This is a genomic window from Tsuneonella sp. CC-YZS046 (assembly GCF_035581365.1).
Lineage (GTDB): Bacteria > Pseudomonadota > Alphaproteobacteria > Sphingomonadales > Sphingomonadaceae > JAWKXU01.
In genome coordinates this window covers 3,196,764-3,210,169 of the sequence record NZ_CP141590.1, presented here as the reverse complement: position 1 = coordinate 3,210,169, position 13,406 = coordinate 3,196,764, and the positions used below count along the sequence as shown (strand labels likewise).

General features: G+C 63.6%; 9 protein-coding genes. 6 read left to right on the top strand and 3 right to left on the bottom strand.

The features are described 5' to 3' along the window. Positions 1-24 precede the first annotated feature (24 nt). The 4 genes from U8326_RS15665 (at position 25) to U8326_RS15650 (ending at position 5,508) form a co-directional block, all read left to right on the top strand. Entirely contained in the window at positions 25-558 is a 534-nt protein-coding gene (locus U8326_RS15665) for a hypothetical protein (RefSeq protein WP_324741403.1), read from the top strand. Between the two features lie 12 nt (positions 559-570). Then, complete coding sequence (locus U8326_RS15660; RefSeq protein WP_324741401.1) at positions 571-1,770, top strand: phosphotransferase family protein; 1,200 nt, start codon at positions 571-573, stop codon at positions 1,768-1,770. Between the two features lie 211 nt (positions 1,771-1,981). Then, on the top strand, positions 1,982-4,327 hold the full coding sequence (locus tag U8326_RS15655; protein ID WP_324741399.1) for a TonB-dependent receptor: 2,346 nt from the start codon (positions 1,982-1,984) through the stop codon (positions 4,325-4,327). Positions 4,328-4,464: 137 nt separating this feature from the next. Further along, positions 4,465-5,508, top strand: a complete 1,044-nt coding sequence (locus tag U8326_RS15650; RefSeq protein WP_324741397.1) for a TIGR03857 family LLM class F420-dependent oxidoreductase — start codon at positions 4,465-4,467, stop codon at positions 5,506-5,508. Positions 5,509-5,527: 19 nt separating this feature from the next. Here the strand turns inward: U8326_RS15650 and U8326_RS15645 are convergent, their stop codons facing one another. Both U8326_RS15645 and U8326_RS15640 read right to left on the bottom strand, forming a co-directional pair. Then, positions 5,528-6,814, bottom strand: a complete 1,287-nt coding sequence (locus U8326_RS15645; protein ID WP_324741396.1) for an NADH:flavin oxidoreductase/NADH oxidase family protein — start codon at positions 6,812-6,814, stop codon at positions 5,528-5,530. 47 nt (positions 6,815-6,861) lie between these two features. Then, positions 6,862-7,296 (bottom strand): nuclear transport factor 2 family protein, encoded by a 435-nt coding sequence (locus tag U8326_RS15640; RefSeq protein ID WP_324741395.1) that lies wholly within the window; start codon positions 7,294-7,296, stop codon positions 6,862-6,864. A gap of 150 nt (positions 7,297-7,446) precedes the next feature. Between U8326_RS15640 and U8326_RS15635 the strand changes: the two genes are divergently transcribed. Next, on the top strand, positions 7,447-9,864 hold the full coding sequence (locus tag U8326_RS15635; protein WP_324741393.1) for a membrane-bound PQQ-dependent dehydrogenase, glucose/quinate/shikimate family: 2,418 nt from the start codon (positions 7,447-7,449) through the stop codon (positions 9,862-9,864). Positions 9,865-9,923: 59 nt separating this feature from the next. On the opposite strand, the gene pcaF is transcribed toward U8326_RS15635, so the two are convergent. Further along, positions 9,924-11,126, bottom strand: coding sequence for a 3-oxoadipyl-CoA thiolase (pcaF, locus tag U8326_RS15630; RefSeq protein ID WP_324741391.1), 1,203 nt, complete (start codon positions 11,124-11,126; stop codon positions 9,924-9,926). Positions 11,127-11,329: 203 nt separating this feature from the next. On the opposite strand from pcaF, the gene U8326_RS15625 reads away from it, so the two are divergent. Beyond that, the gene (locus U8326_RS15625; RefSeq protein ID WP_324741389.1) at positions 11,330-13,396 is read left to right on the top strand and encodes a 3-hydroxyacyl-CoA dehydrogenase NAD-binding domain-containing protein; all 2,067 of its coding nucleotides are present in this window, start codon (positions 11,330-11,332) and stop codon (positions 13,394-13,396) included. The last annotated feature ends 10 nt before the right edge of the window (positions 13,397-13,406 follow it).

Below are 13,406 nucleotides of genomic sequence, written 5' to 3'. Positions count from 1 at the left end.
ATGCAATTTGGAAAGGAATAGAGGATGCAACCCAGTTTCGATCTCCGGATCAGGACCATGAACAAGGCGCTGGCGGATGTCGTGCTGCCCGCGATCGACCCCGACAACAAGGCCGCCGCAGAGCAATTACAGCTGGTGATCGGCTCGCTCAACCTGATGCAGGAACAGATCGACTACGCCAATTGGTATGAAATCGCGGATGGCCGCTCGATGGTCGCGATGGCCGAAAAGGTGGCCGAACTTGCCGGTCAGCCGCTGGGCAAGGAATTGGACGACGCCGTCGCCGTCACGAAGGATGTCGGAACGCGCCACAATGTCACGCTCAGCCAGATCCGCGATGCGAATTACGCGCTGCGGGAAACCCTGTGCGACGCGATCTCGAAAGTGCTTTCGACCGTGGATGCGGAAACCGCGCGCGCGATTTCCCGGGCGGTCATCGACCTGACCGAAGACCAGACGAGCCGCGAACGCGCCTTCGTCGCCAAGACGGGCTTCGACGTGTTTCCGGACACGCTGAAATCGATCCGCGAATCCCTCGAAGCCGCGCCGGCCGGGTAAGGGCGCGAGAATATGCAGGATCGCATTGCGCTGCGCGCCAGGCCCACCGACCAGTGGATTGCCGAGTTGCGGGAACGCTATCCCACCGAAGCTTCGATCGACGAGGCGCTGACCCGCAAGCTGAAGCGGCGCGGGCAGCCCGCCTATCATTCGCCCAGCTTCGAGGAGATCGGCGAGCGGCTGCATCGCCTGATTTCCGCCGGGACTGAAGGCGATATCGCCATTCGCAACCTGCGCAGCCTGACCGGCGGGGCATCCAAGGAGCAGTTCGTGTTCGAGCTGGACTGGATCGACGGCGGCGTCCGGCGGACCGGCGACCGCATGGTCCTGCGCTGCGAACCGGCCGCGTCGATCGTCGAGACGGACCGGCGCCGCGAATTCGAGCTGATGCGCTTTGCCGGACCGCTGATGCCGGTGCCGCGGGTTCACTGGATCGACGATGATGGCTCGGTCATGGGCACGCCTGCCCTGGTGTCGTCTTTCGTCGCCGGCGTGCAGAAGCCATCGCAGGTCAGTTCCAACGTCACGGGCATGGGCACCCATTTCCCCAAGGCGCTGCGCGATCTGCTGGTGCCGCAATATGCGCGCTACATGGCGGCGCTCCACCAGGCGCCGATCGCCGATGGCGATCTTCCCAGTTTCTCGAGGCCCGCGGTCGGCACGACCGAAGCGGCGGAGCAGATCGTCAACTGGTGGGGGCGCTGCTGGCAGGAAGATCTCTACGAGCCATCGGTGATTTCGCTGATGACGGAAGACTGGCTGCGCCGCAACGCGCCCACGCTGGATCATCTGTCGGTGGTGCATGGCGATTTCCGGACCGGTAACTTCCTGTTCGAGGAAGACACCGGGCAGATCACCGCGATTCTCGACTGGGAGCTGGGTTATCTCGGCGACCGCCATGCGGACCTGGCATGGGTGGTGACCGATCTCTATCGGACCTATGAGGACGGCAAGCCTTTCCATTGCGGCCTGTTCGAAAGCACCGACGCTTTCGTGGAGGCTTACGAAGCCGCGGGCGGGCTGCCGATCGACCGGAAGAAGCTGGCCTGGCACAAGGTGTTCTGCACCTGGAAGCAATATATCCTGTCCCTGGGCTGCGCCCTGCGCGCGGGTGACGGCCTCACTCATCAGGACGTCCTGCTCAGCTGGCTTTCGGCAGGCGGCTATCCCATCGCTGAATCCCTGCGCCTGCAGCTCAAAGCGGCGGAGTGAGCACAAAAACATAGCGAGCGCCCGGTATTGACGCCGGGCGTCAGAGGCGTAATATCCGAGCATCAATCGGGATTCTGACTGGAAATGGTCCAGCACCGATTAATGGAAGGGGAGCGATATGCCTCAGTGCAAGATTTCATTCGCCGTCGGCTGTTCTGCAATTGCGCTCTGCGCACTCCCGACTCTTGCCCATGGGCAGGAGACTGGTGGGTTGAACGAGATTATTGTGACGGCGCAGAAGCGCGAGCAGAGCCTGATGGATGTTGGTCAGACGCTGAGCGTGCTGTCTGGTGATGCGCTGGAGAAGCAGCGCATTCAGGGCGGGGAAGACCTGGCGATTGCGGTTCCGAGCCTGACCTTTGCGCGGTCGGACTACAACGTGCCGGTTTTCTCGCTGCGCGGGATCGGGTTCAACTCGAGCGCGCTGGGCGCCTATCCGGCGGTCAGCTTCTATCTCGACGAAGCGCCGCTGGCGTTTCCGATCACCGCCTCCAATCAGACCTTCGACCTGCAGCGGATCGAGGTGCTGAAGGGCCCGCAGGGCACGCTGTTCGGCCAGAACTCGACCGGCGGCGCGATCAACCTGATCGCCAACAAGCCGACCGACAGCTTCGAGGCGGGGGTTTCGGCGACCTACGGCCGGTTCAACCTGTTCGAGTTCACCGGCCATGTCAGCGGGCCGCTGTCGGATACGGTGCGGGCGCGCTTTGCCGGACAGGCGCATGTGATGGACCCCTGGCAGAAGAGCTATACCCGGCCGTGGGACCGCAACGGGCGGGAAGAATACTTCGCCGGCCGCGGCATTCTCGAATGGGAACCGGACGACACCTTCAAGGCGACCCTCACGGTGGCGGGCTGGAAGGACAAGTCCGAGCCTCAGGCGCTGGCGCTGGCCGGCACGAAGTATGCCTATACGCAATATCTGACGACGCCGCTTGGCGCTCCGGTGCTGGATCAGCCGCTCATCCCCACCAACCCGCGCTATGCCGACTGGGGCGGCCCGGTGGGACCGTCGGACAATGACTTCATCATGCAGTCCACCCCGACCCGGCTGTTCGCGGACCGCGACCAGATCCAGGGTTCGCTGCGGCTGGAATTCAGCCCGACCGACAATCTGCTGCTGACCTCGCTGTCGTCCTATGTCCGGTTCCGCCAGGAGATGGGCGCGTCGCGCAGCGGCTCGGCGATCCAGAACGAAGACCAGACCAGGATGGATGGCCGGATCGACAGCTTCTCGCAGGAACTGCGGCTGGAGAATACCGGCAATAACGCATTGCACTGGGTGGTCGGCGTCAATTACGAGAACAGCAAGATCGCCGAAGACCAGCTGCAATCCTACGCCAACAATACCAGCGCCATCAATTCCGGCATCTTCCAGAACGGCATCAAGAAGCACGATTCGATCGAGAACATCGCGGCATTCGCCAATCTGGAAGCCGAAATCATTCCCCGGCTGACCGCCAAGGGCGGCATCCGCTACACCAAGTCGACCATCAAGAACAGGGCGTGCGGGACCGACGCCGGGGACGGCAACATCGCCAATGTCTTCAACTATCTGGGTGACCTGTTCAACGGCAACCTCAATCCCGACGGCAGCAGGATCAATCCCGATCTGTTCCCCTATATCCAGCCCGGCGATTGCTTCACGCACAATTACGCCCTGATCCCCGGGGAACAGTTCCGCGACACCTTGAAGGAAGACAATGTCTCGTGGCGGGTCGGCCTCGATTATCGTGCGACCGACGAGTTGCTGCTCTACGGCAACGTCTCCAAGGGCTACAAGACGGGCAGCTTCCCGACCGGCTCCCCGGCCAGCTACGTCGGGCTGCAGCCGGTCACGCAGGAATCGGTGCTGGCCTATGAAATCGGCCTCAAGTCGGAACTGCTGGACCGCCGCCTGACGATCAATGCGGCCGGGTTCATCTACGACTATCGCGACAAGCAGGTCCAGGGCTCGATCAACGATGCGGTATGGGGCGCCTTGCCGCAGTTGCGCAACATCCCCAAGTCCAAGGTCAAGGGCGCGGAAATCGAAATCAACGCCGCCCCGGTGCGCGGGCTGAGCCTTTCCGCGTCGGCCACCTATCTGGATTCGGAGATCACCAGGATCGACCCGAACGAATACACGGCCGTCGGGCCGCTGGACATGAACGGGCAGAAGCTGCCGCTGACCCCCAAGTGGTCTTACATGCTGGGCGGCGAATATACCTTCGATGCAGGCCGGATCAGCCCGTTCATCGGCGCCAACTGGCGCTGGGTCGGCAAGACCGACGCCACCCTCGGCGGTTCGATCACGGAAATTCCGGCGCTGCCAGCCGGCGGGCCGCAGAACCGGTTCCTTCCCGGCTATGATGCTCCCTTCACCATCGGCTCCTACGGATTGCTGAGCGGGCGGGCGGGCATCAACGGTCCGGACGACAGGTGGAGCCTGTATGTCTGGTGCGACAACTGCACCAACAAATACTACTGGCTCAACGTCACCGTCGCCCAGGACAATATCTCCAGAGGTGTCGGCAGGCCCGCCACCTATGGCGTCACCGCTACCTTCGACTTCTGACGATCCAACAACGATCCGGGTTGATGCGGAAACCACGCTTTCCCCATCAACCCGATAACCAATATAACGGGCGCGATTGGCACAAACCTTCGCGCCCGTTATGGCATCGGAAAGAAACAATAACGGATTCCTGAAACATGAGCATTTCCGCCGACCAGATCTATTCCTACATCCTTCCGGGCCAGGTGGCCGACCCGAAGCCCGGCCTCGATCAGGCCAGGAAGGCGGACGAACTCGGTCTGGGTGGCATCTTCCTTTCGGAGCGGTGGGAAACCAAGGAACTGGGGGCAACCATAGGCGCCCTGACCCAGGTCACGGACAAGGTCAAGCTGGTCGCCGGGCTCACCCATTTCGGCACGCGCCATCCGGTGGTGCAGGCAGGCATGGCGCAGACCGTTCAGATGCTGAGCGGCAACCGCTTCGTGCTGGGCTATGGCCGGGGCGTGGAAGCCCATTTCCGGCAGATGGGCATCCCCACGCCCAACCTGCAGGGCATGGCCGACTATGTGATGATCCTGCGCAAGCTCTGGGCCGGGGAAACGGTGGCCTATGACGGACCTGCCGGAAACTGGGGCGAACTGAAGCTGCCCCAAGGGTATGATACGCCCCCGCCAGTGATCTTCGGCACCATCGGGCCGAAAACGCTGGCCATGGCCGGCGCCCATTTCGATGGGGTCGTCCTGCACCCGTTCCTGACGACGACAGGCGTGGAACGATCGATCGGCATCGTCAGGAATGCGGCAAAGGAAGCGGGACGCGATCCGCAATCCGTGAAAATCTACGCCACGGTCGTGACCGTTCCGGATACGCTGGACGAAGGAACCCGCATCGACCTGCTGGAAGCCCGTGCGGTATCCTATTTCATGCACCGCGCCATCGGCACGCCGATCGTCAAGACCAATGGCTGGAGCGAGGAGCCGATGAACGTGTTGGCCGACACCGGCCTGGCCAAGCTGGAATATGGCACTGGGACGGTGGAAGAGAAACGCCGCGCCATGGCCGACGCCGCCACCTTGCTGCCGCGCGAATGGCTGGAAACCGGGGCGGCAACCGGCAGCATTGCCAACTGCGTCAAGCGCCTGAACGAATATCTGGCTGTGGGCGTGGACCATATCCTGCTGCACGGCACCACGCCGGACATGCAGGGCGAGATCATCGCGGGCGTGCGCCAGGCAGGCTGATCGCCCGCCTGGCCGCCGGTCAAGCCACGTTGGCGGCGTCGAAAGCCTTGAGGTAGCGCTGGTTCAGCTCCGCATCATAGGCTTCGATCCGCTTCAACTGCTCGTTCCAGTCGATTTCCTGTTCGGAATCCTGCCCCTGGGAAAGCCGGATGATCTGGTTGAAATAATAGGCCGTGCCCGCGGCCACTTCCATCAGGCGCAAGATTTCCGGGGCGGGATTGCCGAACTGGGCGGGATCGAGATTGCAGGCCATGTCAGGCGAAGGCAGGCGATCGATCGCACCGTTCAGCAGCTTGTTGCAATAGTCCGGGTCGATGCACAGGGGCCGCCCCAGACCGATTACATCAAGCGCGCCCGACGCCAGTGCATCCTGCATACCGGCCAGCGTGCGGAAACCGCCCGTCACCATCAGCGGCATCTTGACCAGCGGGCGAAGCCGTGCCGCGAAATCAAGGAAATAGGCTTCGCGCGCAGAAGTCGACGCGGCCTTCTGCTTGACCGTGCCATCTTCATTGCGGCCCACCATCACGAAGGATTCGTAATTTCCGCCGGATACTTCGAGCAGGTCGATTCCTTCGTCGCCCAGCCAGGAGATGACCTGGAACGACTCCTCCTCGGTCAGTCCGCCCTTCTGGAAATCCGCGCTGTTGAGCTTTACCGAAACCGGGAATTCCGGCCCCACCGCCTGGCGGGTGCGGCGCACCGCCTCCAGCAAGGCGCGGGCGCGATTTTCCAGAGTGCCGCCCCACTTGTCCGTCCGGCGGTTGGTCAGCGGGCTGAGGAACTGCGACAGCAGATAGCCGTGCGCCGAGTGGATCTGAACGCCCGTGAAGCCAGCCTCCTGCGCCGCGCGCGCCACCCCGGCGAAACGATCGACGATGTTCTCGATCTCATCCGCCTCAAGCGCCCGGGCCTTGCCTTCCTTGCCCGGCTTGGAGTTTTCCGAGGGAGACACGAATGTTTCGCTGCCGGTGCCGGCCTGACGGCCCGGATGGTTGATCTGCATCCATATATGCGCGCCGTTCCGGCCCCCCGCCCTGGCATAGGCTTTCAGCTCCTCCAGCCCGCCGTTGCCGTCCCAGGCGACATTGCCCGGCCGTTCCAGGAAACGGCGATCGACCTGCACGTTGCCTGTCATGAGCAGGCCGGCGCCGCCATCGGCCCACCGCCCGTAAAGGGTTTCCAAGGCGGGAGTGGCGCGATTGTCGGGCGAAGCGATGCCTTCTGTCATCGCCGCTTTCACAAGGCGGTTCTTCAGAACGGCGCCGCAAGGCAGCGTGATCGGATCGGATATTTCAACAGGCATGAACGCTCCAGATATTTGAATGGTCTGTCATCTCGCCGGCAGGCCGGTCAGCCCGCCATCAAATTTTCTACGGAACCGAAACAGTCCGTGACGACCTTGCAGTCGAAATATTCGCGATAGTGCCGCAGCTTGCCATCGCGGAACTGCAGGAAGATCACATATTGCTGGTTGTAGGGATTGCCCTTGAACGAACCCTGGCCGCGCTGTTCCACCACCACCCATTCCGGATCGGCGAGCGGTTGAACGGTCACGTCATGAAACGAAAGGCCCAGCGCATCGGCAACCCCCTTGAACAGGCCGATTGCCGCCTCCTTGCCTTCGACCCGCGGGGGAAGCCCGATGCTGGCCGCATAAGGGAACGCCATGACCGCATCGTCCGCGAGGTTGTTCTGCCATGCCGGATCGTGCGGCTTGAAATTCTCGAAAATGGAGCGGGCCTGCGCCACATTCGCTTCACGAAGATTGTCGTTGCTTGCGGTCACTTCACCGTCTCCCACTGACAGGCACGATCCAACCGGCCTGATACGCGTTCGCTCTTATCACTGCGATCATCATTGTCGAATATTTATCGAGAATGTGGATCGATCGCAAACTCCACGCTATGACCGTCATATAAAGGGAGGGTGCTCAGCATGGAAGAAGCGGTTTCGGGCAGCAGGAGCGGGCTTGTCGTGGCCCGCGTATTCTCATTGATATTCGCACTGGCCGGGGCAGGCCTTCTGGCCGGCGGCATCAAGCTGCTGACATTGGGCGGCTCCGCATATTATGCCGTTTCCGGCGTCGCGCTGCTCGCCGTGGCCGTCCTGCTGTGGCTTGGCAGGAAGACCGCTGCCTGGCTCTATGCCGCATTCCTGTTGCTCACCTGGGCCTGGGCAATCTGGGAAGTGGGCTTCAACGGCTGGGCGCTGGTCCCCCGCGTCGCCTTCTTCACCGCGCTTGGTCTCGTCTTCCTTCTGCCCTGGACCGCGCGCGGCATCGGCTGCCGCGATGGCGGCCGCATCGCTGGAAAGGCCCTGATTGCAATTCTGGCGCTGGGCATCCTGGCTCTGGGGGCGATATTCGTCATCAAGCCCGGCGCACCCGGCGGCAATGACGATCTGGCAGGGCTTGCCTTCAATGCCAGCCCCACGGAATGGAAATCATGGGGCAACAATCCGGGCGGCACCCGCTTCGCGGAAGCAAGCCAGATCACCCCTGCCAATGTCGGCGCTCTCGAGCTTGCGTGGACCTATGAAACCGGCGCGGCACCCCGCCCCGGCGGCGCACCCGCTCTCGCCTTCGAGGTAACTCCGCTCAAGATCGGCAATACGCTGTATGGCTGCACGCCGCACAATGTTCTCTTCGCCCTCGATTCCGTAACCGGCAAGCAGATCTGGCGCCATGATCCGCCCGTCAACGATCAAGGCCTGGCCTTCGCCAATTGCCGCGGCGTCGCCTATGCCGATCTGGCAGAGCGTGGCCTCTCGCCCACCGTCGCGGCGGGCCAGCCGGCCCCTGCCTGCACCCGCCGCATCTACACCGGGACCATCGATGCCCGCCTGCTGGCGGTGGATGCGGAAACCGGCGAGCCTTGCCGGGACTTCGGCACCGATGGGGCCGTCGATCTGCGCAAGAACATCACCCCGCATGACAAGGTGCTTTTCTATTTCACATCCGCCCCCACCGTGTCCGGCAATGTGGTGGTGCTCGGCTCCTATGGTTTCGATGGCCAGACCATCAACCAGCCGTCAGGCGTGATCCGCGCCTATGACCTGAAGACCGGCAGGCAGGCATGGGATTTCGACCCGGCCGACCCGGAACGGACCGCGCCGCTGGGTGACGATGAGGTCTATGCGCCCGGCACGCCCAACAGCTGGTCGGTTTCCAGCACGGACGAGGCTCTCGGCCTGGTCTATGTTCCGATGGGTGTCGCCACGCCCGATTATTACGGCGGCGAGCGCAGCGAAGCCGCGCGCAAGTTCTCCAATGCGATCCTGGCGCTGGACAACAAGACCGGCCAGTTGCGCTGGATGTTCCAGACAGTTCATCATGACATCTGGGATTACGACATCGCCTCGCAGCCGGTGCTGGCCGACTTTCCTGTGAATGGTCAGCCGGTGCCCGCGCTCATCAGCATCGCCAAGACCGGCGACGCGTTCGTGCTGGACCGCCGCACCGGCACGCCCTTGTCGCGGATAGTCGAAAAGAAGGTGCCGGGCCGGGCCGGGCCGGGCGAGACTGCATCTTCCACCCAGCCTTTCTCCGTCGACATGCCCGATTTTGCAGGCAAGCGGCTCACCGAAAAACAGATGTGGGGCCTGACCCCGTTCGATCAGCTGTGGTGCCGGATCGAGTTCAAGAGCCTGCGCTATGACGGACGCTATACGCCGCCCAGCCTGCAGGGATCGATCCAGTATCCCGGGTTCGCCGGGGGCGTGAACTGGGGCAGCTTCTCGGTCGACGCCAGGAACAATCTCCTGGTCGTCAGCTCGAACCGGCTGCCGACCAAGTCGAAGCTGATCACTCCGGAAGAAGCGAAGGCACTCGGCATGAGGCCCGCCGGCGCGGGGGTCAAATCCTCGCCCGAGGCGGTGCGCGCCGGGGTGCCGCAATATGGCGCCCGCTATGCCGTGCTGAACGGCACGCTGATGTCGCCGCTCGATGTGCCCTGCCTGGAGCCGCCGATGGGCGAATTGACCGCGATCGACCTCAAGACCAAGAAGGTGGTGTGGAAGCGCCCGCTCGGCACCGCCGACCGGATGGGGCCGATGGGCATCAAATCGCACTTGCCCCTTACTTTCGGCCTGCCTTCGGTCGGCGGCTCGCTGACCACGTCCGGCGGCGTCACCTTTATCGCTTCCACCCCGGACAAGCGGATTCACGCCTTCGACACCAAGACCGGCAAATTGCTGTGGCGCGCCGATCTCCCGGCCAACGGCAATGCCAATCCGATGTCCTATGTCGGCAGCGACGGACGGCAATATGTCGTGATCGCCGCTGGCGGCAGCGGGGCGCTGGCGACCAACGAGAAGAATATCCTGGTCGCCTTCGCGCTGCCGAAGGGCAAGTAAGAGAAACCGGACGGCAGGGAGGCGGCCAGCGTTATACCACGCGGGCCGCCTTCCGCTTGTCAGACCTTCTCGACCAGTAGGGCAATGCCCTGCCCCACGCCAACGCACATGCTGGCGAGGCCGTAACGCCCCCCATTGCGGTGCAGTTCCTCCACGGCGGTCAGTGCGATACGCGCGCCGGACATGCCGAGCGGATGCCCAAGGGCGATCGCGCCGCCATTGGGATTCACGCGCGGATCGTCATCGGCAATGCCGAGTTCCCGGGTGCAGGCCAGAGCCTGCGCGGCGAAGGCCTCGTTAAGCTCGATCACGTCGAGCTGATCGATCGTGATGCCGCCAATCGTCAGCACCTTGCGAACCGCCTCGATCGGGCCGACACCCATCACCCGGGGAGGAACGCCGGCAGTGGCCATCGCCACAACCCGGGCGCGGGGAGTGAGGCCGTTGGCTTTCGCCGCCTGCTCGCTGGCCAGAAGCATCGCCGCCGCGCCATCGTTGACGCCACTGGCATTGCCCGCCGTCACCGTGCCACCGTCGCGCACGATGGGCTTGAGCGCCGCCAGCTTGTCCAGCGTGGTGCCGCGCGGATGCTCGTCCGCCGCGAAGACGATGGGATCGCCCTTGCGCTGCGGGATGGTGACCGGCACGATCTCGACATCGAAACGGCCATTGGCCTGCGCCGCGGCCGCCTTTTCCTGGCTGCGCAACGCGAACAGATCCTGATCCTCGCGCGCGACCTTGTAATCGTCCGCCACGTTTTCGGCCGTCTCCGGCATGGCGTCCACCCCATAGGCCTTGCGCATCGCCGGGTTGACGAAGCGCCATCCGATGGTCGTGTCATAGACCGCATTGTTGCGCGAGAAGGCGCTGTCCGCCTTCGGCATCACGAAGGGCGCGCGGGTCATGCTTTCCACCCCGCCCGCGATCATCAGGCTGGTATCGCCCGCCTTGATCGCGCGCGCCGCGCTGCCCACGGCATCGAGGCCGGAGCCGCACAGGCGATTGACGGTGGAGCCGGGCAGGCCGACCGGCAGACCGGCCAGCAGGGCCGCCATGCGCGCCACGTTGCGGTTGTCTTCGCCCGCCTGATTGGCGCAGCCCAGGATCACGTCCTCGACCGCTTCCCAGTCGACCGATCCATTGCGTTCCATCAGCGCCTTGAGCGGAAGCGCCGCCAGATCATCGGCGCGAATCTGTGCCAGCGATCCGCCGAACCGGCCGATCGGAGTGCGAATGGCATCGCAGATAAAAGCCTCGGTCATCTGTATTATCCTGTCCTTCTCTACCGCCGCGCTGGCGCCGCCTGGCATCAAGCGAAAACCAGCCTGTTGCAAAATCCGCATAGTCGAAGCATCGCATTTCCGCGAGCCTTGCGTCTGAGGATGGGTATGGCCTTATCGTGGGGCAGGCGATATGCATAACCGGATTTTTTTCGGCTTATGATTTTTTGGGAGATGTTTCCATCATGTCTGAGGAACTGGTTTCGCGGTTTGAGCGCGATGGAGAAATCGCGGTTTGCGTGATCGATTCTCCGCCCGTCAATGCACTGGGCAAGGCAGTGCGCCTGGCGCTGGTCGATGCGGTCGAGCAAGCGAATGCGGACGATTCGATCAAGGCGCTGGTGGTGCGTTGCGATGGCCGGACCTATTTCGCCGGGGCAGATGTCCGCGAATTCGGGCGCCCGCCCGAGCCGCCCTATCTGCCCGATGTCGTCAATACGCTGGAAGCGAGCGCCAAGCCGGTGATCACCGCGATCCATGGCACGGCCCTGGGCGGCGGCCTGGAAGTGGCGATGGGCTGCCATTTCCGCATCGCTGCCAAGGCGGCCAAAATGGGCTTGCCCGAAGTCACGCTCGGCCTGATGCCGGGCGCCGGTGGCACCCAGCGCCTGCCCCGCCTGGTCGGTGTCGCCAAGGCCCTGGACATGATCGCGCATGGCGCACCCATCGGCGCGGCTGAAGCCCGGGAACTGGGCCTGGTGGACGAGCTGGTGGAAGGCGATCTCGCCGAGGCCGCGCTCGCCTTCGCGCGCAGGGTCGTGGCGGAAGGTCTTCCCATCCGCCGCACCAGCCAGCTTGACGACAAGCTGGGCGACGCCGGCAATAGCGCGATCTTCGACGATTTCCTCGCCAGGAACGCGAAGAAGTTCCGTGGCCTGGATGCGCCAGCCGCCATTGTCGACCTCATGCGCAGGACGCTCACCCTGCCGTTCGAGGAAGCCTTGAAGCAGGAGCGCGAGGGCTTCCTGAAGTTGCGTGACGGTCCCCAGTCCAAGGCGCTGCGCCATGCCTTCTTCGCCGAACGCGAAGCCACCAAGATTCCCGCCATCGGCAAGGATACGCCGCGCCTCAAGATCGAGAAGGTCGCGATCATCGGCGCGGGCACGATGGGTTCGGGCATTGCCCTGGCATTCCTGCAATCGGGCCTTTCGGTCACCTTGGTGGAAGTCGCCCAGGAAGGCCTCGACCGCGGCGTCGGCACTATCGAGAAGACGCTGTCCCGCAATGTTTCCTCCGGCCGCATGACGGAGGACACGGCCCGGAAGACCCGAGATTCCCTGACGCCGACCCTCGACTTCTCGAAGGTGGCGGATGCAGACCTGATCATCGAGGCCGTGTTCGAGCTGATGGAAGTGAAGCAGGATATCTTCCGCAAGCTGGACCAATACGCCAAGCCGGACGCCATTCTCGCCACCAACACCAGCTATCTGGACGTGAACGAAATCGCCGGCGCCACCAGCCGTCCGGAACAGGTGATCGGCCTGCACTTCTTCTCGCCGGCCAATATCATGAAGCTGCTGGAGATCGTGCGCGCGGACAAGACCTCGCTGACCGTGCTCGCCACCGCGCTCGATCTCGCCAAGACGATCCGCAAGGTGCCGGTGGTGGCAGGCGTCTGCTTCGGCTTCATCGGCAACCGCCTGCTCAATGTGCGCCGCGTGGAAACCGAGGCCCTGCTGCTGGCTGGCGCCAGCCCCTATGATCTCGACCGGGTGGTCGAAGGCTTCGGCATGCCGATGGGGCCCTGCCGCATCGGGGACCTTGCCGGGCTGGACCTGGGCTGGACGCGCGAGAACTCCACCGGCAACACCGTCAAGGAACGGCTGTGCGAGATGGACCGCCGCGGCATGAAGGTGGGCGCGGGGTTCTACGATTATGTCGATGGCAAGCCGCAGGAATCGCCGGTCGTGCTCGAAATGATCGACGCCTTCCGCAAGGAGAAGGGCGTGACTCCGCGCAGCTTCAGCGACGAGGAAATCCTGGAGCGGATGCTCTACCCGATGATGAACGAAGGCGCGAAGATCCTGGAGGAAGGCATCGCGTTGCGGGCATCGGACATCGATGTGGTCTGGCTGTTCGGCTATGGCTGGCCGCGCTGGACCGGCGGCCCGATGTTCCATGCGGATGCCGTCGGCCTCGACAAGGTCGTGGCCGGGCTGGAAAAGATGGGCCACGAACCGGCGGCGCTGCTGCGCAAGCTGGCCAGCGAAGGGTCCAGTTTCGTGGAATACGACCGCGCCAACGCGAAGTAGGCGCAGGGTC